We start from the raw sequence: 22,105 nt of genomic DNA, 5'->3' as shown, positions 1-22,105 counted from the left end.
TTCTTCTTCCTCGATCAAGTGGTTCCGATCAGCCGATCAGGCTGCGGATCCTCCGAAGATGTCAATGTTGTGTCCCTCTTTGAGGGTGATGATCGCACGCTTGGTACCGGTGCGTGAGCCCCATCCGAACTTGGTGCGCTTGCGCTTGCCAGCTCGGTTGATGGTGTTGACCGAGGCGACGCGCACGGAGAAGATCTTCTCCACCGCGTACTTGATCTCGGACTTCGTGGCTCGGGGGTCCACCAGGAAGGTGAACTTGCCCTCATCGATCAGGCTGTAGGACTTCTCCGACACGACGGGTGCGATGACGACGTCGCGCGGGTCCTTGCTTGTCAGGACGCTCACTTGGTCTCCTCCTTCGCAGTGCCCTGTGCCAGGAAGGCGTCATAGCCGGCCTGCGTGAACACGATGTCATCAGAGACGATGACGTCGTAGGTGTTCAGCTGATCGGCATACAGGGTGTGGACGTGCGGCAGGTTGCGGGTCGACAGCGCGGCGATGTCATCGCTGCGGTCGATCACGACCAGCCAGTTGCGGTTAGCGCCGCCGAGTCCTGCCAGCGCCGCCTTGGCCGCCTTCGTCGAGGCCTGGTCGGTGACCAGTGAGTCCACGACGAGGATGCGGTCGTTGCGTGCCCGGTCCGAGAGGGCACCGCGCAGGGCGGCGGCCTTCATCTTCTTGGGCGTGCGCTGGGAGTAGTCGCGGGGCTGCGGTCCGTGGACCACGCCGCCGCCGACCATGTGGGGTCCGCGCAGCGAGCCCTGACGGGCACGACCGGTGCCCTTCTGCCGGAACGGCTTGGCGCCGGTGCCGGAGACCTCTGCACGAGTCTTGGTCTTGTGGGTACCCTGGCGAGCCGCAGCTCGCTGAGCGACGACCACCTGGTGGATCAGCGCGACGTTGGTCTTGGCGTCGAATACTTCGGCGGGGAAGTCGACAGAAACCTTGTTGGCCATGTGGATCATGCTCCCTTCACTGCAGTGCGGACCAGGACGACCTGGCCGCGAGCACCCGGAAGGGCACCCTTGATGAGCAGCAGGTTCTTCTCGGGGTCCACTGCGTGGACGGTCAGGTTATGGGTGGTCTGACGGACGCCGCCCATCCGACCTGCCATGCGCAGACCCTTGAAGACGCGGCCCGGGGTGGATGCGCCGCCGATGGAGCCTGGCTTGCGGTGGTTCTTGTGCGAACCGTGCGAGGCGCCCACACCGGCGAAGCCGTGACGCTTCATGACGCCGGCGAAGCCTTTGCCCTTGGTCTTGCCGATGACATCGACCTTCTGGCCGGTCTCGAAGGACTCGACGGTCAGGTCCTGTCCGAGCTCGTAGGAGCCGGAGTCACCGGTGCGGATCTCCACCACGTGGCGGCGTGGGGTCACGCCGGCCTTCTCAAAGTGACCTGCCAGCGGCTTGGTCACCTTGCGGGGATCGATGCGCCCGAAACCGATCTGGACGGAGTTGTATCCGTCGCTGTCGATGGTGCGGACCTGGGTCACGACATTGGAGTCGGCCTGGACAACAGTGACTGGGATGAGAACGTTGTTCTCGTCCCAGACCTGGGTCATGCCGAGCTTCGTGCCCAGCAGTCCCTTGACGTTCAGTTCAACGCGGGAAATATTGGTCATAGTGTTCTCAGCACCTCCCTGCTAGAGCTTGATCTCGATATTGACGTCTGCAGGCAGGTCGAGTCGCATCAGGGAATCGACGGCCTTGGGCGTCGGGTCCACGATGTCGATCAAGCGCTTGTGAGTGCGCATCTCGAAGTGCTCGCGAGAGTCTTTGTACTTGTGGGGCGACCGGATCACGGCATACACGTTCTTCTCGGTGGGCAGCGGCACTGGGCCGACAACCGTTGCACCAGCACGTGTGACCGTGTCGACGATCTTCCGGGCCGAGGTGTCGATGACTTCGTGGTCATACGACTTCAGCCGGATGCGGATTTTCTGTCCCGCCATGCGTTGAGCCTCTTTCTGGTGTTCTGACATTCGTCTTACGTCGCAGCCCAAGACTGTGACGGAGCCATGGGGGCTCCCAGAGAGGCATCAGCGCTGGCTCCCTCGCGGGGCAGGCGGTGCTGACCTTCTGCAGTTATGGGCTGCGCACCCGCACCAGCATCCGCTCGGTCTCCCGAGTCTGACGATGCGTGGAGAAGATGCACGACCCGAACAGTCCGAATCCGTCCGGGCGAACCCTGCGTGAAGCAGGCCTCGACGGGTTCCTCGGGCTGACGGGCATCCGACCCCCGCGGTCGGGCGTGTCGCTTATATGAGCAGGGATCCTGCACACAGCAAAACACTGAGCGGGTGTCGGCCTATAAGTTTTTGGTATTCGCTCCACACGGTGGACCCGAGGGCACACCGGGGCACAGGGCCCGTGAGCAACCTGTCTATTCTCACATAGATAGGGACCCATGACAAACACGAGACCCCGGTGGCTAATGCCACCGGGGTCTCGTGTTATTGCCTCATGTCAGCTGCCGGGTTCTTGCCCCAGCACCTGGGTCATGCGAGAGATCCGAATATTACTTCAGGATCTTCACGACGCGACCTGAACCAACGGTGCGTCCACCCTCGCGGATGGCGAAGCCGAGGCCCTCTTCCATGGCGATCTCCTGGATGAGCTCCACGGTCATCTCGGTGTTGTCACCGGGCATGACCATCTCGGTGCCCTCGGGCAGCGAGATGACGCCGGTGACGTCGGTGGTCCGGAAGTAGAACTGCGGACGGTAGTTGGTGTAGAAGGGGTTGTGGCGACCGCCCTCATCCTTGGAGAGGATGTAGACGTTGGCCTCGAACTGCGTGTGCGGGGTGATGGAGCCGGGAGCTGCCACGACCTGGCCGCGCTCGACGTCATCGCGCTTCAGACCGCGAAGCAGCAGGCCACAGTTCTCGCCGGCCCATGCCTCGTCGAGCTGCTTGTGGAACATCTCGATGCCGGTGACGGTGGTCTTCTGCTTCGGACGGATTCCGAGGATCTCGATCTCGGAGTTGATCTTCAGCGTGCCGCGCTCGGCGCGACCGGTGACCACGGTGCCGCGACCGGTGATGGTGAAGACGTCCTCGATGGGCATCAGGAACGGCTTGTCCTTGTCGCGCTCCGGCTCCGGGATGAAGGTATCCACGGCTTCCATGAGCTCTTCGACGGTCTTGACCCACTCGGCGTCGCCCTCGAGAGCCTTCAGGCCCGAGGTGCGGATGACCGGTGCGTTGTCGCCGTCGTAGCCCTGTGAATCGAGGAGCTCGCGCACCTCCATCTCGACGAGGTCCAGGAGCTCTTCGTCCTCGACCATGTCGGACTTGTTCAGTGCGACCAGCAGGGAGGGCACGCCCACCTGGCGGGCCAGCAGCACGTGCTCGCGAGTCTGCGCCATCGGGCCGTCAGTGGCGGCGACGACCAGGATCGCACCGTCCATCTGAGCGGCACCGGTGATCATGTTCTTCACGTAGTCAGCGTGACCGGGGGCATCCACGTGTGCATAGTGGCGCTTGTCGGTCTGGTACTCCACGTGGGAGACGTTGATCGTGATGCCGCGCTCGCGCTCCTCGGGAGCGTTGTCGATCGAGGCGAAGTCGCGGCCCTGGTTCAGGTCCGGGAACTTATCTGCCAGGACCTTCGAGATCGCGGCGGTCAGGGTGGTCTTTCCATGGTCAACGTGACCGATGGTGCCGATGTTCAGGTGCGGCTTGTTACGCTCAAACTTTGCCTTGGCCACAGGTTCCTCCTATAGAACTTGTTCAGGTAAGAAGACTTACTCCAGCCGCACTGTCAACGAGGCTGAAACTCATGCAAGTCTACTAATCGCTAGGTATTTGGTGAAATTTTCCGAATGGTGCTGCGTGAGGAGCGGTGGAGGTCATTCGGAGACCTCGCTTCCTCGAAGCATTGCCGAGCCCCCTGGCTCGATCCCGGTCCGCCGAGCGGACTCGGCGGACCGGGGAGCCGAGTGGTGGATCAGGCGCCGCGGTTCTTCTCGATGATCTCTTCGGCCACGGCCTTCGGAACCTCGGCGTACGAGTTGAAGGACATGGTGAAGACTGCACGGCCCTGAGTGCGCGAGCGCAGCTCACCGATGTAGCCGAACATCTCGGACAGCGGCACGAGTGCCTTGATGACCTTCACACCTGCTGCGTCATCCATTGACTGGATCTGACCGCGGCGGGAGTTCAGGTCACCGATGACCTCGCCCATGTACTCCTCGGGAGTACGGACTTCGACGGACATCATCGGTTCGAGCAGCACAGGGTTGGCCCGGCGTGCGCCTTCCTTGAACACCTGGGAGCCGGCGAGCTTGAACGCCATCTCCGAGGAGTCGACGTCGTGGTAGGCGCCGTCAGTCAGCTCGGCGCGCACTCCGACCATCGGGTAGCCGGCGAGGACGCCGAGACCCATGGCGTCCTGGATGCCTGCGTCCACGGAGGGGATGTACTCGCGCGGAATGCGTCCACCGGTCACCAGGTTGGCGAATTCGTACATCTCGCCGTCCGCGGTGTCGAGGGGCTCGAAGTTCATGAGCACCTTGGCGAACTGGCCCGAACCACCGGTCTGCTTCTTGTGGGTGTAGTCGACCTTCTCCACACGCTTCTTGATGGTCTCGCGGTAGGCCACCTGGGGCTTGCCCACGTTGGCCTCCACGTTGAACTCGCGACGCATGCGGTCCACCAGGATGTCCAGGTGGAGCTCGCCCATGCCGCCGATCTCGGTCTGACCGGTCTCGTCGTTCTGGGTGACGGTGAAGGTCGGGTCCTCGGCGGCCAGCTTCTGAATGGCCGTGGAGAGCTTCTCCTGGTCACTCTTGGACTTCGGCTCGATGGCCACGGAGATCACAGGCTCCGGGAAGGTCATCGACTCGAGCACGATCTGCTCGTTGGGATCGCACAGGGTGTCGCCGGTGGTGGTGTCCTTGAGCCCGATGACCGCGTAGATGTGGCCGGCCTGGATCTCGTCGACCGGCATCTCTTTATTGGCGTGCATCTGGAAGAGCTTGCCGATGCGCTCCTTCTTGCCCTTCGTGGAGTTCACGATCTGCGCACCGGCGTTGAGCTTGCCGGAGTAGACGCGGATGAACGTGAGCTGCCCGAAGAACGGGTGGGAGGCGATCTTGAACGCCAGAGCGGAGAACGGCTCGTCCTTGCTCGGGCGGCGGGTCAGGATCTGGTCCTCATGGTTGGGCTTGTGGCCCTCCATGGCCTCGACGTCTGCCGGGGTGGGCAGGTAGTCGATGACAGCGTCGAGCATCGGCTGGACGCCGCGGTTCTTGAATGCAGAGCCGCAGAAGACCGGGTAGGCGGCGGAAGCCACGGTGAGCTTGCGAACGCCTTCCTTGAGCTCGTCGTTGGAGATCTCTTCGCCTTCGAGGTACTTGTTCATCAGCACATCGTCAGCTTCGGCAACCTGCTCGATGAGCGTGTTGCGGTACTCCTCGGCCTGCTCCTTCATGTCCTCGGGGATCTCCTGGGTCTCATACTGAGCACCCATGGTCACATCGCCCTTGGAGTCACCGGGCCACACCAGGGCCTTCATCTGGAGCAGGTCGACGACGCCGACGAATTCGCTCTCAGAGCCGATCGGCAGCTGCATCACCAGAGGTGTTGCACCCAGCCGGGACTTGATGGTGTCCACGGTGTAGTAGAAGTCGGCGCCGAGCTTGTCCATCTTGTTGACGAAGCAGATGCGCGGGACGTTGTACTTATCGGCCTGGCGCCAGACAGTCTCAGACTGCGGCTCCACGCCTTCCTTGCCGTCGAACACGGCGACGGCGCCATCGAGGACGCGCAGCGCGCGCTCCACCTCGACGGTGAAGTCCACGTGCCCGGGGGTGTCGATGATGTTGATCTGGTTGTCGCCCCAGAAGCAGGTCACCGCGGCGGAGGTGATCGTGATGCCGCGCTCTTTCTCCTGCTCCATCCAGTCCGTCGTGGACGCACCGTCGTGAGTTTCACCGATCTTGTGGTTCATGCCGGTGTAGAACAGGATGCGTTCGGTTGCGGTGGTCTTACCGGCATCGATGTGAGCCATGATGCCGATGTTGCGGACCTTCTTGAGGTCAGTGAGCACGTCTTGTGCCACGGTGATTCCCCTTTTCTATTACCAGCGGTAGTGGGCGAAGGCCTTGTTGGACTCGGCCATCTTGTGAGTGTCCTCGCGGCGCTTCACAGCGGCACCAAGACCGTTGGAGGCGTCGAGGATCTCGTTCATCAGGCGATCCGTCATGCTCTTCTCGCGGCGGTCCTTGGAGTAGCCGACCAGCCAGCGCAGGGCCAGCGCGGTCGAGCGACCGGGCTTGACCTCCACGGGGACCTGGTAGGTCGCGCCGCCGACGCGGCGGGAGCGGACCTCCAGTGCCGGGCGGACGTTGTCCATGGCCTTCTTGAGCGTGGTCACCGGGTCATCGCCGGACTTCTTCGCGACACCTTCGAGCGCGCCGTAGACGATGCGCTCTGCGGTGGACTTCTTGCCGTCGACCAGGACCTTGTTGATCAGCTGCGTGACCAAGGGTGATCCGTGGACCGGATCCTGGACGAGAGGGCGCTTGGGTGCGGGTCCCTTACGTGGCATTACTTCTTCTCCTTCTTGGCCCCGTAGCGGGAGCGAGCCTGACCGCGACCCTTGACACCCTGGGTGTCGAGGGCGCCGCGGACGATCTTGTAACGGACACCGGGAAGGTCCTTCACACGACCACCGCGCACGAGCACGATCGAGTGCTCCTGCAGGTTGTGACCCTCGCCCGGGATGTAGGCGGTGACTTCGACGCCGCCGCCGAGGCGCACACGGGCCACCTTGCGCAGAGCCGAGTTCGGCTTCTTCGGGGTCGTGGTGTACACACGGGTGCACACGCCACGACGCATCGGGCTGCCCTGCAGTGCAGGGGTGTTGTTCTTGGTGCGCTTGGGATGACGCCCCTTGCGCACAAGCTGCTGAATAGTAGGCACTATGCGTTCTCCATACGTGTAGTGAGGGAAGCAGAGGTTTGAGGTCTGCCCGCGGTCGAGAGTTCTAGACACGGTCCGCGGGTACTGGTCCCCAGGCGTGCAAAAATGTGGCATGTGTTGCGCAACTTCCCCGCAACCCGGACCGAGTCCCTCTGCCACATCAGAAACAATCACGTTAACACTAACAGCTGTGCCCTCGGAGCGCGAACGGGCCCGAGGACGCTTCAGACGAGGCAAGGCCCGGGAGAGCATCGCTCCCCCGGGCCTTGCCTGCCGCTCCATCCTCAGCCCCCGATCTTCGGGGCCTCAGCGGAACGTCGTGTCAGCTCCGCTCAGCGGAAGTCGACGTCGGTGTTGTAGTCGTCGAGCGGGATGGCATGGAACTCGCCGTCGCCCTCGGCTCCTGCGTAGTCGAAGCTCGAGCCGTAGAGGCTCGGGCCGGTGAACAGGTTGGCCTTGGCCTCCTCGGTGGGCTCCACCGTGGACTGGGTGTACCGATCCAGACCGGTGCCGGCCGGGATCAGCTTGCCGATGATCACGTTCTCCTTCAGGCCCAGCAGCGGATCGGACTTGGACTCCATCGCCGCCTGGGTGAGCACCCGGGTGGTCTCCTGGAAGGAGGCCGCCGAGAGCCAGGAATCCGTGGCCAGTGAGGCCTTGGTGATGCCCATCAGCTCGTCACGTCCCGAGGCCGGCTGCGCGCCCTCTGCCACAGCCTTGCGGTTGGCGGCAGTGAAGCGGAACCGGTCCGCCAGCTCGCCCGGCAGCAGTTTGGTGCCGCCGGAGTCGATGACGGTGATCCGGCGCAGCATCTGCCGGACGATGACCTCCACGTGCTTGTCGTGGATGCCCACGCCCTGGGACTGGTAGACGTCCTGGACCTCGGAGACCAGGAACTTCTGTGCGGCGCGGGGGCCGAGCACTCGAAGCACCTGCTTGGGATCCACGGCGCCTGCCACCAGCTGCTGACCGACCTCGACGGCTTCACCGTCGGAGACGAGCAGACGCGCACGGCGCAGGATCGGGTAGGCGTGCTCCTCGGAACCGTCATCAGGAGTCAGCACCAGGCGCAGCTGCTTCTCTGAATCATCCAGGTGCACCCGTCCGGCGACCTCCGCGATGGGCGCCACACCCTTGGGGGTGCGGGCCTCGAAGAGCTCCTGGATACGGGGCAGACCCTGGGTGATGTCATCTGCCGAGGCGATGCCGCCGGTGTGGAAGGTACGCATGGTCAGCTGCGTGCCGGGCTCACCGATGGACTGCGCGGCGATGATGCCGACAGCCTCGCCGATGTCCACGGTCTGTCCGGTGGCCAGCGAGCGGCCGTAGCAGCGGGTACAGGTGCCCACGGCCGACTCACAGGTCAGCACCGAGCGGATCTTGATCTCGGAGACGCCTGCGGCGAAGAGCTTGTCGATCAGCACATCGCCGACGTCGGATCCGCCCTCTGCGAGCAGGTTGCCCTCGGCGTCATGCACATCCACGGCCAGCGTGCGGGCGTAGGCGGAGTTCTCCACCTCTTCATGCAGCTTCAGCTCGCCGTTGTCGTCGGCCACCGCGATCGTGACGGTCAGCCCGCGGGAGGTCCCGCAGTCTGCCTCACGCACGATGACGTCCTGCGAGACGTCCACCAGACGACGGGTCAGGTAGCCCGAGTTCGCCGTCTTCAGCGCCGTGTCCGCCAGGCCCTTGCGGGCACCGTGGGTGGCGATGAAGTACTCGAGGACCGAGAGGCCCTCGCGGTAGGAGGACTTGATCGGCCGCGGGATGATCTCACCCTTGGGGTTGGTCACCAGACCACGGATGCCCGCGATCTGCCGGACCTGAAGCCAGTTGCCTCGGGCGCGGAGGTGACCATCCGGTTGATGTTGTTGTGCTCATCCATGCCGGCCTGCATCGCTGCGGCCACCTCGTCGGTGGCCTTGGTCCAGATCTCGACCAGCTCTGCGTGGCGCTCGTCGTCGCCGATCAGACCCATGTCGTACTGGGACTGGACCTTGGCGGCCTGATCCTCGTAGACGTCCATGATCTTCTTCTTGTCCATGTTCGAGGTCACGTCCGAGATTGCGACGGTGACGCCCGAGCGGGTGGACCAGTAGAAGCCGGCATCCTTGAGGTTGTCCAGGGTGCGCGCGGTGACGTTGTTCGGGTAGCGCTCGGCCAGATCATTGATCAGGCTCGAGAGCTGGCCCTTGTCCGCCACCGAGTCCTGCCAGGGGTAGCCCTCCGGCAGCAGCTGGTTGAAGAGCACCTTGCCCATGGTGGTGGTCAGCGTGGCCGGGGTTCCGGGCTCCCAGCCTTCGGGAGCAGGAACCGCCGCCGACGGCGTGTAGCCCTCGACGGTGATCTTCACCGGCGCGTTGATGTGCAGCTCGCGCAGGTCGAAGGCCATCTGAGCCTCACCGATGGAGGAGAAGGCGCGGCCTGCGCCGGTCTCCTCCTCACGCCTGGTGGTCAGGTGGTGCAGACCGATGATCATGTCCTGCGAGGGCAGCGCCACCGGGCGGCCGTCCGAGGGCTTCAGGATGTTGTTCGAGGAGAGCATCAGGATGCGCGCCTCGGCCTGAGCCTCGGGAGACAGCGGAAGGTGGACAGCCATCTGGTCACCGTCGAAGTCGGCGTTGAACGCCGAGCAGACCAGCGGGTGCAGCTGAAGGGCCTTGCCCTCCACCAGCTGCGGCTCGAAGGCCTGGATGCCCAGACGGTGCAGGGTGGGTGCGCGGTTCAGCAACACCGGGTGCTCGGTGATGATCTCTTCGAGAACATCCCAGACCTGGGGACGCTGACGTTCCACCATGCGCTTGGCCGACTTGATGTTCTGCGCGTGGTTCAGATCCACCAGGCGCTTCATCACGAAGGGCTTGAACAGCTCCAGCGCCATCTGCTTGGGCAGACCACACTGGTGCAGCTGAAGCTGCGGTCCGACCACGATGACCGAACGCCCGGAGTAGTCCACGCGCTTGCCGAGCAGGTTCTGCCGGAAGCGTCCCTGCTTGCCCTTGAGCATGTCAGAGAGCGACTTCAACGGACGGTTGCCCGGTCCGGTGACCGGACGACCGCGACGACCGTTGTCGAAGAGCGAGTCCACGGACTCCTGGAGCATCCGCTTCTCGTTGTTCACGATGATCTCGGGGGCACCGAGATCCAGCAGACGCTTCAGACGGTTGTTGCGGTTGATCACACGACGGTAGAGGTCGTTGAGGTCCGAGGTCGCGAAGCGACCGCCGTCGAGCTGAACCATCGGGCGGATCTCCGGAGGGATCACCGGGACGGCCTCGAGCACCATGCCGCGCGGGGTGGTGCCGTTGGCGAGGAACGCGTTGAGCACCTTCAGCCGCTTCAGGGCACGGGTCTTGCGCTGCCCCTTGCCGGTGGCGATGATCTCGCGCAGCCGCTCGGCCTCGGCCTCCATGTCATAGGTGGCCAGGCGACGCTGGATCGCCTCGGCGCCCATGGCACCTTCGAAGTACTGGCCGTAGCGAGTGCGCATCTCGCGGAAGAGCGCCTCATCACCTTCGAGGTCAGAGACCTTGAGGTTCTTGAAGCGATCCCAGACCCGCTCGAGCTGCTCGATCTCGGCGTCGGCGCGCTTGCGCACCTGCGACATCTGCTTATCGGAGGTGTCGCGTGCCTTCTTCTTCTCGGCAGCTTGGCACCCTCGCCCTCCAGACGCTCGAGGTCACCCTCGAGGTCCTTGGAGATCGCGGCGATGTCGGAGTCACGCTGATCGGCCAGGTGCTTGAGCTCCTGGTCGATCTCGGCCTGCAGGTTCGGCAGGTCGTCGTGGCGACGGTCGGTGTCGACCTCGGTGATCATGTAGGCGGCGAAGTAGATGACCTTCTCGAGGTCCTTCGGCGCCAGGTCCAGCAGGTAGCCCAAGCGCGAGGGCACGCCCTTGAAGTACCAGATGTGAGTCACCGGGGCGGCGAGCTGGATGTGACCCATCCGCTCACGGCGCACCTTGGCGCGAGTGACCTCGACGCCGCAGCGCTCACAGATGATGCCCTTGAAGCGCACGCGCTTGTACTTGCCGCAGTAGCACTCCCAGTCCCGGGACGGGCCGAAGATCTTCTCGCAGAAGAGTCCGTCCTTCTCGGGCTTCAGGGTGCGGTAGTTGATGGTCTCAGGCTTCTTGACCTCACCATAGGACCAACCACGGATTTCGTCACCGGTGGCAAGCCCGATACGCATTGTGCCGAATGAGGATTCTTGGGACATAGTCCGGTATCTCTCTTTTCTCTAAAGATTCGTGACGGAGTGAAGGTGCATCGGTGAGGCCCTCAGACCTCTTCGACCGAGCTGGGCTCTGCGCGGGAGAGATCGATGCCGAGCTCCTCCGCAGCGCTGAACCCGGTTTCCTCCGAGTCACGCATCTCGACCTTGCTGCCGTCCGCGGAGAGGACCTCCACGTTGAGGCAGAGCGACTGCATCTCCTTGATGAGCACCTTGAACGACTCCGGAACACCAGGCTCCGGAATGTTCTCGCCCTTCACGATGGCCTCGTAGACCTTCACACGACCGTGGATGTCATCCGACTTGATCGTCAGCAGCTCCTGCAGGGTGTAGGCGGAGCCGTATGCCTCCAGGGCCCAGACCTCCATCTCACCGAAGCGCTGTCCACCGAACTGCGCCTTGCCGCCCAGCGGCTGCTGGGTGATCATCGAGTACGGTCCGGTGGAGCGTGCGTGGATCTTGTCATCGACCAGGTGGTGCAGCTTCAGGATGTACATGTAGCCGACCGCGACGCCCTCAGGGAACGGCTCGCCGGAGCGACCGTCGAAGAGCTGCGCCTTGCCGTTGGCACCCACGAGCTGCTCGCCGTCGCGAGACGGGTTCACAGACTCCAGGATGCCGGTCAGCTCGGCCGGCTCGGCGCCGTCGAACACCGGGGTGGAGACCTTGGTGGGTCCGGTCTCGCGGGGCAGGTTCGGGAGCTTCTTGATCCAGTCAGGCTCGCCCTCGATCTTCCAGCCCTGCTTGGCTGCCCACCCGAGGTGGACCTCCATGACCTGGCCGATATTCATACGACCGGGCACACCCAGCGGGTTCAGCACGATGTCCACCGCGGTGCCGTCGGGCAGGAAGGGCATGTCCTCCACAGGAAGGATCCTGGAGATGACGCCCTTGTTGCCGTGGCGGCCGGCGAGCTTGTCGCCGTCGGTGATCTTGCGCTTCTGAGCCACGTAGACGCGGACCAGCTGGTTCACGCCGGGGGGCAGATCGTCGCCCTCCTCCGCGTCGAAGATCCGGACGCCGATGACGGTGCCGGACTCGCCGTGGGGGACCTTCAGCGAGGTGTCACGCACTTCGCGGGACTTCTCACCGAAGATGGCGCGCAGCAGGCGCTCCTCCGGGGTCAGCTCGGTCTCGCCCTTGGGCGTGACGCGGCCGACCAGGATGTCGCCTGCAGAGACCTCGGCACCGATGTGGATGATGCCGCGCTCGTCGAGCTGGGCGAGCATCTCCTCGGAGACGTTGGGGATGTCACGAGTGACCTCTTCGGCACCGAGCTTGGTGTCGCGAGCATCGACCTCGTGCTCCTCGATGTGGATCGAGGTGAGCACATCGTCCTGGATCATCCGCTGGGAGAGGATGATCGCATCCTCGAAGTTGTGACCCTCCCAGGACATGAACGCGACCAGCAGGTTCTTGCCCAGGGCCAGCTCGCCGGCCTCGGTGGAGGGTCCGTCGGCGATGATCGACTGGCGCTCCAGGCGATCCCCCTCGGAGACCCGCACCCGCTGGTTGTAGGCGTTGCCCTGGTTCGAGCGCTGGAACTTCATGATCGGGTAATGGATCTGCGTGCCGTCGTCGTTGAGCACGGTGACCATGTCGGCGGCCACGCGGGTGACCACGCCGGGCTTCTCCGCGGTGACCGAGTCTCCGGCGTCGATCGCGGCGAACTTCTCCATGCCGGTGCCGACCAGTGGGGACTCCGACTCCAGCAGCGGCACAGCCTGGCGCTGCATGTTGGCGCCCATCAGTGCGCGGTTGGCGTCGTCGTGCTCCAGGAACGGGATCAGCGCCGTGGCGACCGAGACCATCTGGCGCGGTGAGACATCCATGTAGTCGATCGCGTCCGGAATGGTCAGCACGGGCTCGCCCTGCTCACCGGTTCCGTCTGCGCGGCCGCGGCAGAGCACGGTGGACTCAGCGAAGGTCCCGTCCTCGTTCAGCGGCGCGTTGGCCTGGGCGATCTGGGAGACCAGCTCGTCGTCGGCGGTGAGGTAGTCGATCTTCTCGGTGACCACGCCGTCGATGACCTTGCGGTACGGGGTCTCGATGAAGCCGAAGGCGTTGATCCGCCCGTAGGTGGCCAGCGAGCCGATCAGGCCGATGTTCGGGCCTTCCGGGGTCTCGATGGGGCACATGCGGCCGTAGTGCGACGGGTGGACGTCACGGACCTCCATGCCGGCGCGATCACGGGAGAGACCGCCCGGGCCCAGCGCGGAGAGGCGACGCTTATGCGTCAGTCCGGCCAGCGGGTTGTTCTGATCCATGAACTGCGAGAGCTGGGAGGTGCCGAAGAACTCCTTGATGGAGGCGACGACGGGGCGGATGTTGATCAGCGTCTGCGGCGTGATGGCCTCGACGTCCTGAGTCGTCATCCGCTCACGGACCACACGCTCCATGCGGGACAGGCCGGTGCGGACCTGGTTCTCGATGAGCTCGCCGACCGCACGGATGCGGCGGTTGCCGAAGTGGTCGATGTCATCGACGCTGACGTGCACGTCGATCTCTTCAGCGTCGCGGACGCCCTTGATGCTCTCCTTGCCGGCATGCAGCGCGGCGAGGTAGTGGATCATCGCGACGATGTCCGCCTCGTTGAGCACCGAGGCGTCGGCGTCGGTGAACGCCTTGTCCACGCCGAGCTTGCGGTTGAGCTTATAGCGGCCCACCTTGGCCAGGTCGTAGCGCTTCGGGGTGAAGTAGAGCCCGCGCAGCAGCGACTCGGCGGCCTCCACGGTCGGCGGCTCGCCCGGGCGCAGCTTGCGGTAGATGTCGATCAGCGCGTCGGCCTGGGTCTCGAAGGCGTCCTTCTCCATGGTGGCGCGGATCGAGTCGTACTCGCCGAACTCTTCCAGGATCCGGGACTCGCTCCAGCCCAGGGCCTTCAGCAGCGCGGTGACCGGCTGCTTGCGGCGCCGGTCCAGGCGCACGCCGACCTGATCGCGCTTGTCGATCTCGAGCTCGAACCAGGCACCGCGTGAGGGGATGACCTTGGCGGTGTAGATGTCCTTGTCGCTGGTCTTGTCCGGGGTGCGCTCGAAGTAGGCGCCCGGGGAACGGACCAGCTGGGAGACGACCACGCGCTCGGTGCCGTTGATGATGAACGTGCCGCGATCGGTCATGAGCGGGAAATCGCCCATGAACACGGTCTGCTGCTTGATCTCACCAGTGTTGTGGTTCATGAACTCGGCCTTGACGTACAGCGGAGCGGAATACGTGGTGTCCCGCTCCTTGCACTCAGCGACCGGCATCTTGGGGTCGGCGAACTCAGGATCCGAGAAGCTCAGGGACATGGTGCCCTGGAAGTCCTCGATCGGTGACATCTCTTCGAAGATGTCGGAGAGTCCGGAGGTTTCGGAAACGCCCTTGATGCCCTTCTGCCGGGCCTCCTCGACGCGAGCAGCCCAGCTGTCGTTGCCGATGAGGCGGTCGAAGGAGTCGATCTGCAGAGCCAGCAGCTCTGGGACATCGAGGGGTTCGTGGATCTTTGCGAATGAGAGTCGGCCTGCGTATTCAGCAGTGCGGGCCGAGGCAGCGGTTTGAGTCGTTGAGGTGCTCGAGGCGACCAAGTTGGATCCTTCCACAGACCTTCGTAGCTTCCGTAGGAATCACGCATAAATTCAACTGCCCACCGCTATTTGAAGGCACTGATGTAGAGAAGATGCGCAAAAGTACAGAATAGACCACGAAGACAGCCCAAGGCAAGATGAAGCCACTGGGGCATGAGACGCGAGGGCTGTGCCTGACGCCGAATGGGAAGGCCGGCGGAGAGTGTTAAAGGGGCTCCGGGCTTTCTGGGCAGTAACTGTACCAGCCTGCGTGCACAGGACGTGCGATGGGACACACCCCCGGCGCGCCGGGGATGAGGCGCCGGGTGTCGGGCGGCAGGCGCCGGGTGTCGGGCGTCAGGCGTCAGGCCTCAGGCGTCAGGCGTCAGGCGTCAGACGATTCGGCGCCGCTCCGCCCAGCGGGTGAGTTCGTGGCGCGAGGAGAGCTGCAGCTTGCGCAGCACCTTGGAGACATGGGTCTCCACGGTCTTGATCGAGATGAACAGCTCGCCGGCGATCTCCCGGTAGGTGTAGCCGCGCGCGATCAGCCGCATCACCTCCACCTCGCGGGCCGAGAGTCGGTCCAGCTCCTCGTCACGCACGTCCTCGACTCCCCCGGTGCCGAAGGCGTCGAGCACGAATCCTGCCAGGCGTGGCGAGAACACCGCGTCTCCGGTGGCGACGTCCTGCACGGCCTGGACCAGGTCGGCGGTGCTGATGGTCTTGGTGACGTAGCCTCGGGCCCCGGCGCGGATCACCGAGACCACGTCCTCGGCCTGGTCAGAGACGCTGATCGCGAGGAAGCGCACCTCGGGGAGGTCGCGGCAGGCCCGCACGACCTCGGCCCCTCCCCCGCCGGTCCCGCCGGGCAGGTGCACGTCGAGCAGCACCACCTCCGGGCGTCCGGCCCGGACCGCGGCGATCGCGGACTCGACGTCGTGGCCCTCGCCGATGACCTCGACCCGGCCCGAGAGCTCCGACTTCAGTCCGGCGCGGAAGATCCCGTGGTCATCGACGATGACCACCCGGCGCAGATCGCCGGTCGACTGCTCATCCATAGGTCTCCTCGCGCTGAGGCATCGTCTCGGTGGCCGATTCCGGGGCGGTCGTCGCGGTCACGGGCATGCGAATCTGGACCTCGGTGCCGGTCTCGCCCGAGCGGATCCTCGCCGACCCGCCGGCCCGGTTCATGCGTCCGATGATCGATTCGCGCACGCCCAGCCGGTCGGACTCGATGCCGCCGGGGTCGAATCCGGTCCCGCGGTCGCGGATGAACACCGCATCCTCGGCAGCAGTGGACTCCAGGTACACCGAGGCAGGACCGGCATGCTTGAGCGCATTGACGATGCCCTCCCGGGCCGCGGCCACCAGGACCCGGTGATCGCTGCGCTGCGATTCCCCGACGGCGACGACCTCCACGGGCACGCTGTGCAGCTCCTCGAGCTCGGCGGCGACGCTGGTCAGCTGCTCCTTCAGGGTTCCGGTCTCGGGGCTGTCCCGGCTGTAGAGCCAGCCGCGCAGCTGCCGCTCCTGTCGCCGGGCCAGCCGTTCCACGGATGCGGGGTCGTGGCGGTGCTTCTGGATCATGGCCAGGGTCTGGAGCACCGAGTCGTGCAGGTGGGCCGCGATGTCGGCGCGCTCGGCCTCTGCGGCGGCGCGGGCACGTTCGGTGTTGGAGGTGCGGTAGAGCCGGATCAGCCACGGCGCGGTGACCAGGGCGACGCCGGCCAGCAGCATCGCCGCCACCATCAGTCCCAGCAGGAGGTCCGCCGCGGGCAGGAAACCACCGGCCAGGAGCAGCAGTGCCAGGATCACCAGCAGCGCCCCGATGGCGAACTGCCACAGGATGGCCTGCCGGGACCGAGCCCCGGGGGCACGCTGGCCTGGTGTCTGGTCCGCGGTGCTGGGGCCGATGGCGTCCACCTGGGACCAGGCGAGCAGCACCCCGACCCCCAGGATCAGCGGAGGTCCGATGAGCCACCAGTTGATCTGTGCGCCCAGCAGCTGCAGCCCGATCAGCCCGGCCCCGCCCAGCAGCGCTCCGCCCAGCAGCACCTGCGGGGAGCTGGTCAGGGAATGGAGCAGCTCGCGTCCTCGGGTGCTCCAGTACTGCGCGGGTTCCGCCTTGGGATCGATGCCGCTGGCGGCACTCCCCTGCGTTCCGGTGCTCTCCTGACCCGTGGTGTCGCCGCCCTCGACTGCAGGGCCGCTGAGGCCCCGGGCTGCCGCATCGGGTCGCGGCTCGTCCTGGAGTGGGACGAAGATCCAGAGCCAGCAGTAGAGCAGCAGGCCAATACCGCCGGCGATGCTGAGTCCGATCATGACGTGCGCACCGAGGTCACCGAGATCCCCAGGTGACGGGACAGGCCCAGGCAGACCCCTGCCAGCGGGGTCTGCGCGGCGCGCAGCAGCGGAGGCCGCTGCGGGCGCGCGCTGTTCTGCGCCGGGGGCGTCTGGCTGGCGCTGTCCATGTTCTCCATACTGCCACGCAGACCGGTGCACTTCGATGGTCTGAGCCCCATATCGGGGGCCCGGGGCCAGGATTCAGGGTTCAATCAGGGTGCCCCCCAATAGCGGAGAGAGGCGCGCCCGGCGGAGACTGGAGGCATGGACAATCAGAAGCCTGAGACAGGCCGCCGCTTCTTCGACTGGATGCGCACCACAGGACTCGTTCGCCCCGAAGAAGGCTGGCTCGGGGGAATCTTCGCCGGAATCTCACTCAAGGTGGGATGGGACGCCGCCCTGGTGCGGGGGCTCGGCGTCGTCGCCTTCATCATCTTCTTCTCCCCCGCGGCACTGCTCTACGGGCTGGCGTGGATGTTCATCCCAGATCGCGAGGGAAGGATCCATGCGCAGCAGGCGGTGCGTGGCGACTACACCTCGGGATTCATCGGCGGTGCCGTCCTCACGGTCATCGGCGCACTGAACATCTTCACCCCGGTCAGCATCGCTGGACCGCTCGCGGTGCTGTTGAACCTGGTCATCCTGGCAGCAGTGGGCTGGGCCATCTACGTGATGGTTCGCAATCATCGGCGGCGCTCGAGCACAGCAGGCACGCAAGGATCAGCCTCCGGCGCCGCGGGCCGGTCGACCCCGGGCCGCTTCGACGCCTCAGGTCAGGGCAGCGCGGGAAAAGCTGAGGCCGGGAACTCGAAGCCGCCGCGTGCGGACGGGAAACCGGCCTGGTATCCCAAGGAAGATTCAGCCACACCGAGCCCGGCCGCTCACGCCTCCCCTGCTGCTTCCGCTGCGGCCCCGGCGAGCTCCGTGTCCGCCAGGACCCGGGAGCCCCGCCCGCAGCCCTCGTTCCGAGAGCAGGCCGCCCGGCGTCGTCGCCGTCAGCTGAGCTGGGGTCTGGCGATGCTGGCCCTGCCGGTCATCGTGGGACTCGCCTGGTTCGGCGGAGGACTCGGGCTCTCCAGCACCACCGTGGCCATCGCGGCCACCGCCGGTCTGGTGCTGGTACTCGGGCTGACCCACTTCACGGCGGCGCTGCGCGGGCGCCCCGGCACTCCGGGGCTGCTCGCGCTGAGCACTGCGGTCATGCTGGTGCTCTTTGCCGGACAGAGCGCCTCCGGCTTCGGCGGCGGATCGAACCACGCTTTCGGCGACTACACCACCACGGAGACCCAGGTGCAGAGCGTCTTCGCCAACACCACGGTGGACCTGCGCGACCTTGAGGCGCTGAGCGGACCGGCTGATCCCGTCGTCTGGGACGCCCAGGTCAACCAGGCCTTCTCCAACACCACGGTGATCGTCCCCGACGAGACCCAGGTCCTCCTCAGCAACGGGCAGGCGCTGAGCAACCTGGAGATCGCCACGCAGGACGACGGCCTGGAGCGTTCGGGCATCTCCGGCGGGGACCTGGTCATAGGACCCGAGGACTCCGAGGATCAGATCCATCTGGAGCTCAACTCCGCCTTCGGCAACATCACGATCTATGACTCCACCACCTACGAGCAGGAAGGTGAGCAGCGATGACCGCAGAGCACCCCGAGCAGGACGCGCGCACCCACCCCACCCGGCCGCTTCCGCCCGAGCCGGCCGAAGTCGACGAGCTGCTGGCTGAGTCGCTGCGGGCGCAGAGCGAACGAGACTTCACCTGGAAGGAGCCCGAGCGCGGCCCCCGCTGGTTCGAGCGCGCCGAGGCGGAGGCGGCGCTCAGCGCCGGGACCGCTCCCCCGACCGGCACAGCGGCGGCCCCCGCCGGGAAGGGTCCCCTGGCGGCGACCTCCGGCCGAGCGGACTCCAGGTCGATCCACGGACCCCGCATCTCCGGGGCCATCTATGCCGCGATCGCGGTGGCCCTGGCGCTGTGGGTCTTGGCGAGCACCGTGCTGGGGATCTACATCGACTGGCTCATCGTGGCTCTCGGAGTCTTCGCCCTGGCCGGGCTCGCCCTGGTCGCGACCGGGCTGATGCCCAAGCCTGGCAGCCGACTCTGATCAGACATCCAGCGTCTCGGGAACACGGAGTTTCTGGAACACGGAGTTTCAGCAATACAGAGATCCAGCAATACAGAGATCCCCCGGAAGGAAGCCTTCCGGGGGATCTCTGTATGCAGTCAAGACTGCCTGGATGCGGCTCTCGCCGCCCCGATCACTTGAGGGTGACGGTGGCGCCTGCGGCCTCCAGGGTCTCCTTCGCCTTCTCGGCGGTTGCCTTGTCGACACCCTCCAGGACGGCCTTGGGAGCGGAATCGACGACGTCCTTCGCCTCCTTGAGACCGAGGGAAGTCAGACCGCGCACCTCCTTGATGACACCGATCTTCTTCTCGCCTGCGGCCTCGAGGACCACGTCGAACTCGGTCTGCTCTTCTTCTTCCTCAGCGGCTGCTGCGGGAGCTGCTGCGGCTGCTGCGGGAGCAGCTGCAGTGACGTCGAAGGTCTCCTCGAAGACCTTGACGAACTCGGAGAGCTCGATCAGGGACATGTCCTTGAACTGTTCGATCAGTTTGTCGTTGCTCATCTTCGCCATGGGGGCGCTCCTTCTAAGTGTTTAGGGGGTGTTGCTTGCGGATCTGTGGTGAGCTCGAGCTCAGGCAGCTTCCTGCTTCTCGCGCAGCGCCTCGACCGTGCGAACGGCCTTCGACAGCGGCGCCTGGAACAGTGCAGCAGCCTTGGACTGGACGCCGATGAGGGCACCAGCCATCTTGCCGAGCAGAACCTCACGGGATTCAAGATCCGCGAGCTTCTTCATTCCTGCCTCATCGAGGGCTACGCCATCCATGTAGCCGCCCTTGACGATGAGCTCAGGGTTGCTCTTGGCGAAGTCACGCAGCGCCTTGGCCACGTCCACGGGGTCCCCGTGGACGAAGGCGATTGCGGAGGGTCCGGACATCTTGCCTTCAAAGGCGTCGATGCCGACTTCCCGGGCCGCAATCTCGGTGAGCGTGTTCTTCACCACAGCGTAGTGTGCGTTCTCTCGCACGGACCGGCGCAGAGTCTGCAGCTGGCCCACGGAGAGGCCGCGGTATTCCGTGAGCACTGCGGCAGTCGAGTTGTTGAAGAGTTCCTTCAACTCATCGACGGCGGCAGCCTTCTCAGGATTCGCCATGGCACTCCTTCCGATCATGTAAGCCGGTCACCACCCTCGAGCTGGGGCATAAAAAATGCCCCGCTGCGCAAGGCACGGGGCAAGGCTTCCGACGTGAGGCTGGCCGCGTTTCACCGCGAGCAACTTCATAGAAGAAGAGCTGATCGTGTCCTGCGCAGGTCGCCCGATTCGGGTCTTTACGTTGCATCGCCTCACAGACATGATGTCTGCTGACCACGCAGATCAGCCAATGATCTGCGCACGAGAACAACGACCGGCGGTCTTTGGTCAACACTCACGGTACACGCGGATCATCCTCCGCGCAAAACGGGGTGAACCGATGAGGCCCCCGTCCGTGTGGACGAGGGCCTCAAAGGGTGCTGCGTGAAGTGCGAGGTGTCAGTCCGTGAGCACCTTGGTCACGTTCGGGTCCACCGGGATGCCGGGGCCGAAGGTGGTGGTCACAGTGGCCTTGGCGATGTAGCGACCCTTCGAGGCCGAGGGCTTCAGGCGCAGGATCTCTTCCAGGGCTGCGGCGTAGTTCTCCGCCAGCGCCTTCGCGTCGAAGCTGGTCTTGCCCACGATGAAGTGCAGGTTCGAGTGCTTGTCCACGCGGAAGGTGATCTTGCCGCCCTTGAGCTCGTTGACGGCCTTGGCGACGTCCGGGGTCACCGTGCCGGTCTTCGGGTTCGGCATCAGGTTACGCGGACCCAGGACCTTGCCCAGGCGACCGACCTTGCCCATCATGTCGGGCGAGGCGACGGCGGCGTCGAAGTCGGTCCAGCCATCGGCGACCTTGGCGATGAGCTCATCGCCGCCGACGTAGTCAGCCCCGGCCTCTTCAGCCTTGGCGATGTTGTCACCCTGGGTGAAGACCACGACGCGGGAGGTCTTGCCGGTGCCGTTGGGCAGGATGACCGTGCCGCGGACCATCTGGTCGGCCTTGCGCGGGTCCACCGAGAGCCGCATGGCGACCTCGACGGTCGCGTCGGACTTCGACGGGTTGATCTCCTTGGCCAGGGCTAGCGCCTCGGCCGGGGAGTACAGGGCATCTTCGTTGACCTTCTGTGCCGCTGCTTCATAAGCTTTGCTGCGCTTTGCCATCTGCGTGTTCTCCTTAGCAGTCGTGGTACGCGGGTCGCGCTCGACCCTTCCCACCGTCCGACTCATGGGCCGGACTGTTTGTCAGTTGATGGTGGGCGTGAGCCCGGTTCAGCCTTCGACCGTGATGCCCATGGAGCGGGCAGTTCCGGCGACGATCTTGGAGGCCGAGGCGAGGTCGTTCGCGTTGAGGTCCTCCATCTTGGTCTGAGCGATCTCTTCGACCTGTGACTGGCTGAGCTTGCCGACCTTCTCGGTGTGCGGCACGCCCGAGCCCTTGGCCACGCCTGCTGCCTTCTTGATCAGCTCGGCGGCCGGCGGGGTCTTGGTGACGAAGGTGAAGGAGCGGTCCTCGTAGACCGTGATCTCCACAGGGATCACATTGCCGCGCTGAGCCTCAGTCGCGGCGTTGTAAGCCTTGCAGAACTCCATGATGTTGACACCGTGCTGACCGAGTGCGGGACCAATCGGCGGGGCCGGGTTAGCGGCACCTGCCTTGATCTGCAGCTTGATCAGGCCGGAGACTCTCTTCTTCGGGGCCATGTTTAAGCGTCCTTTGCTTGCGTGGTGGCCTCAAGCTCTCGCGCCGCCGAAAGCGGCGCGTGGGGCTTGAACCCTCACCTGGTGTCCCTGTGCCACAGGAGCGTGACGCAGGGGGGTGGCCATCATGGCGTGATGACCGGTTCGACGCCGCCGGCCAAAGCCACCTGCGGCATCGAAAGTCTTGAGTTTTCGCACGATCCGGACCCACGACGTCGTCGGC

General features: G+C 65.0%; 18 protein-coding genes and 1 pseudogene. 2 read left to right on the top strand and 17 right to left on the bottom strand.

Translation table 11 applies throughout. The annotated features are described in order from the left end of the window. Nucleotides 1-36: 36 nt before the first annotated feature. The 13 genes and pseudogenes from rplW to BG28_RS15585 all read right to left on the bottom strand — a co-directional run bounded on the left by rplW (nt 37) and on the right by BG28_RS15585 (nt 17,177). On the bottom strand, nt 37-345 hold the full coding sequence (gene rplW / locus BG28_RS00870; protein WP_036473243.1) for a 50S ribosomal protein L23: 309 nt from the start codon (nt 343-345) through the stop codon (nt 37-39). Then, nucleotides 342-956 (bottom strand): 50S ribosomal protein L4, encoded by a 615-nt coding sequence (gene rplD, locus BG28_RS00865; RefSeq protein WP_036473534.1) that lies wholly within the window; start codon nt 954-956, stop codon nt 342-344. Before rplD ends, rplW begins: the two co-directional genes overlap by 4 nt. 5 nt (nt 957-961) lie before the next feature. Beyond that, nucleotides 962-1,624 (bottom strand): 50S ribosomal protein L3, encoded by a 663-nt coding sequence (rplC, locus tag BG28_RS00860; protein ID WP_036473242.1) that lies wholly within the window; start codon nt 1,622-1,624, stop codon nt 962-964. 21 nt (nt 1,625-1,645) lie between these two features. Beyond that, a complete protein-coding gene (rpsJ, locus tag BG28_RS00855) occupies nt 1,646-1,954 on the bottom strand; it encodes a 30S ribosomal protein S10 (protein ID WP_022871716.1) in 309 nt (102 codons plus the stop codon). 566 nt (nt 1,955-2,520) lie between these two features. Further along, on the bottom strand, nt 2,521-3,711 hold the full coding sequence (gene tuf / locus BG28_RS00850) for an elongation factor Tu (RefSeq protein WP_036473241.1): 1,191 nt from the start codon (nt 3,709-3,711) through the stop codon (nt 2,521-2,523). 239 nt (nt 3,712-3,950) lie between these two features. After that, the gene (gene fusA / locus BG28_RS00845) at nt 3,951-6,065 is read right to left on the bottom strand and encodes an elongation factor G (protein WP_036473240.1); all 2,115 of its coding nucleotides are present in this window, start codon (nt 6,063-6,065) and stop codon (nt 3,951-3,953) included. Between the two features lie 18 nt (nt 6,066-6,083). After that, entirely contained in the window at nt 6,084-6,554 is a 471-nt protein-coding gene (gene rpsG / locus BG28_RS00840; RefSeq protein ID WP_036473239.1) for a 30S ribosomal protein S7, read from the bottom strand. Continuing rightward, nucleotides 6,554-6,928, bottom strand: coding sequence for a 30S ribosomal protein S12 (rpsL, locus tag BG28_RS00835; protein WP_036473238.1), 375 nt, complete (start codon nt 6,926-6,928; stop codon nt 6,554-6,556). The genes rpsG and rpsL overlap by 1 nt, the downstream gene beginning before the upstream one ends. A 332-nt stretch (nt 6,929-7,260) precedes the next feature. Further along, a pseudogene (locus BG28_RS00830) lies at nt 7,261-11,146 on the bottom strand (DNA-directed RNA polymerase subunit beta'). Nucleotides 11,147-11,208: 62 nt separating this feature from the next. Further along, a complete protein-coding gene (locus BG28_RS00825; RefSeq protein ID WP_036473236.1) occupies nt 11,209-14,727 on the bottom strand; it encodes a DNA-directed RNA polymerase subunit beta in 3,519 nt (1,172 codons plus the stop codon). 371 nt (nt 14,728-15,098) lie between these two features. Next, nucleotides 15,099-15,764, bottom strand: coding sequence for a response regulator transcription factor (locus BG28_RS00820; protein ID WP_036473234.1), 666 nt, complete (start codon nt 15,762-15,764; stop codon nt 15,099-15,101). Beyond that, on the bottom strand, nt 15,757-17,028 hold the full coding sequence (locus tag BG28_RS00815; protein WP_051500774.1) for an ATP-binding protein: 1,272 nt from the start codon (nt 17,026-17,028) through the stop codon (nt 15,757-15,759). Before BG28_RS00815 ends, BG28_RS00820 begins: the two co-directional genes overlap by 8 nt. Then, entirely contained in the window at nt 17,025-17,177 is a 153-nt protein-coding gene (locus tag BG28_RS15585; RefSeq protein ID WP_161634776.1) for a PspC domain-containing protein, read from the bottom strand. Before BG28_RS15585 ends, BG28_RS00815 begins: the two co-directional genes overlap by 4 nt. Nucleotides 17,178-17,313: 136 nt before the next feature. On the opposite strand from BG28_RS15585, the gene BG28_RS14005 reads away from it, so the two are divergent. Next, nucleotides 17,314-18,687, top strand: a complete 1,374-nt coding sequence (locus BG28_RS14005; RefSeq protein WP_051500773.1) for a PspC domain-containing protein — start codon at nt 17,314-17,316, stop codon at nt 18,685-18,687. Continuing rightward, nucleotides 18,684-19,151, top strand: a complete 468-nt coding sequence (locus BG28_RS00805) for a hypothetical protein (RefSeq protein ID WP_036473232.1) — start codon at nt 18,684-18,686, stop codon at nt 19,149-19,151. The genes BG28_RS14005 and BG28_RS00805 overlap by 4 nt, the downstream gene beginning before the upstream one ends. 154 nt (nt 19,152-19,305) lie before the next feature. On the opposite strand, the gene rplL is transcribed toward BG28_RS00805, so the two are convergent. The 4 genes from rplL to rplK all read right to left on the bottom strand — a co-directional run bounded on the left by rplL (nt 19,306) and on the right by rplK (nt 21,885). Then, nucleotides 19,306-19,683 (bottom strand): 50S ribosomal protein L7/L12, encoded by a 378-nt coding sequence (gene rplL / locus BG28_RS00800; protein ID WP_036473230.1) that lies wholly within the window; start codon nt 19,681-19,683, stop codon nt 19,306-19,308. A gap of 60 nt (nt 19,684-19,743) precedes the next feature. Beyond that, nucleotides 19,744-20,262: a 50S ribosomal protein L10 gene (gene rplJ / locus BG28_RS00795; protein ID WP_036473229.1), complete on the bottom strand. Its 519-nt coding sequence runs from the start codon at nt 20,260-20,262 to the stop codon at nt 19,744-19,746. Nucleotides 20,263-20,640: 378 nt separating this feature from the next. After that, entirely contained in the window at nt 20,641-21,345 is a 705-nt protein-coding gene (gene rplA / locus BG28_RS00790; protein WP_036473228.1) for a 50S ribosomal protein L1, read from the bottom strand. A gap of 108 nt (nt 21,346-21,453) precedes the next feature. Continuing rightward, nucleotides 21,454-21,885 (bottom strand): 50S ribosomal protein L11, encoded by a 432-nt coding sequence (gene rplK / locus BG28_RS00785; RefSeq protein WP_036473227.1) that lies wholly within the window; start codon nt 21,883-21,885, stop codon nt 21,454-21,456. Nucleotides 21,886-22,105: the final 220 nt, after the last annotated feature.

Origin of the sequence: Nesterenkonia sp. AN1 (assembly GCF_000582475.1) — a bacterium.
Taxonomy (GTDB): Bacteria; Actinomycetota; Actinomycetes; order Actinomycetales; family Micrococcaceae; genus Nesterenkonia; species Nesterenkonia aurantiaca.
The sequence above is the reverse complement of the archived record's forward strand: the minus strand, read 5'-3'. Positions and strand labels throughout refer to the sequence as shown.

Bases quoted from the DNA above. Each gene is read 5' to 3' on its own strand.
- BG28_RS00805 (WP_036473232.1), top strand. From the start codon at position 18,684: ATGACCGCAGAGCACCCCGAGCAGGACGCGCGCACCCACCCCACCCGG.
- rpsG (WP_036473239.1), bottom strand. From the start codon at position 6,554: ATGCCACGTAAGGGACCCGCACCCAAGCGCCCTCTCGTCCAGGATCCG.
- rplC (WP_036473242.1), bottom strand. From the start codon at position 1,624: ATGACCAATATTTCCCGCGTTGAACTGAACGTCAAGGGACTGCTGGGC.
- BG28_RS15585 (WP_161634776.1), bottom strand. From the start codon at position 17,177: ATGGACAGCGCCAGCCAGACGCCCCCGGCGCAGAACAGCGCGCGCCCG.
- rplA (WP_036473228.1), bottom strand. From the start codon at position 21,345: ATGGCAAAGCGCAGCAAAGCTTATGAAGCAGCGGCACAGAAGGTCAAC.
- BG28_RS14005 (WP_051500773.1), top strand. From the start codon at position 17,314: ATGGACAATCAGAAGCCTGAGACAGGCCGCCGCTTCTTCGACTGGATG.
- rplL (WP_036473230.1), bottom strand. From the start codon at position 19,683: ATGGCGAAGATGAGCAACGACAAACTGATCGAACAGTTCAAGGACATG.
- rplK (WP_036473227.1), bottom strand. From the start codon at position 21,885: ATGGCCCCGAAGAAGAGAGTCTCCGGCCTGATCAAGCTGCAGATCAAG.
- BG28_RS00820 (WP_036473234.1), bottom strand. From the start codon at position 15,764: ATGGATGAGCAGTCGACCGGCGATCTGCGCCGGGTGGTCATCGTCGAT.
- rplD (WP_036473534.1), bottom strand. From the start codon at position 956: ATGGCCAACAAGGTTTCTGTCGACTTCCCCGCCGAAGTATTCGACGCC.
- rpsJ (WP_022871716.1), bottom strand. From the start codon at position 1,954: ATGGCGGGACAGAAAATCCGCATCCGGCTGAAGTCGTATGACCACGAA.
- BG28_RS00815 (WP_051500774.1), bottom strand. From the start codon at position 17,028: ATGATCGGACTCAGCATCGCCGGCGGTATTGGCCTGCTGCTCTACTGC.
- rplJ (WP_036473229.1), bottom strand. From the start codon at position 20,262: ATGGCGAATCCTGAGAAGGCTGCCGCCGTCGATGAGTTGAAGGAACTC.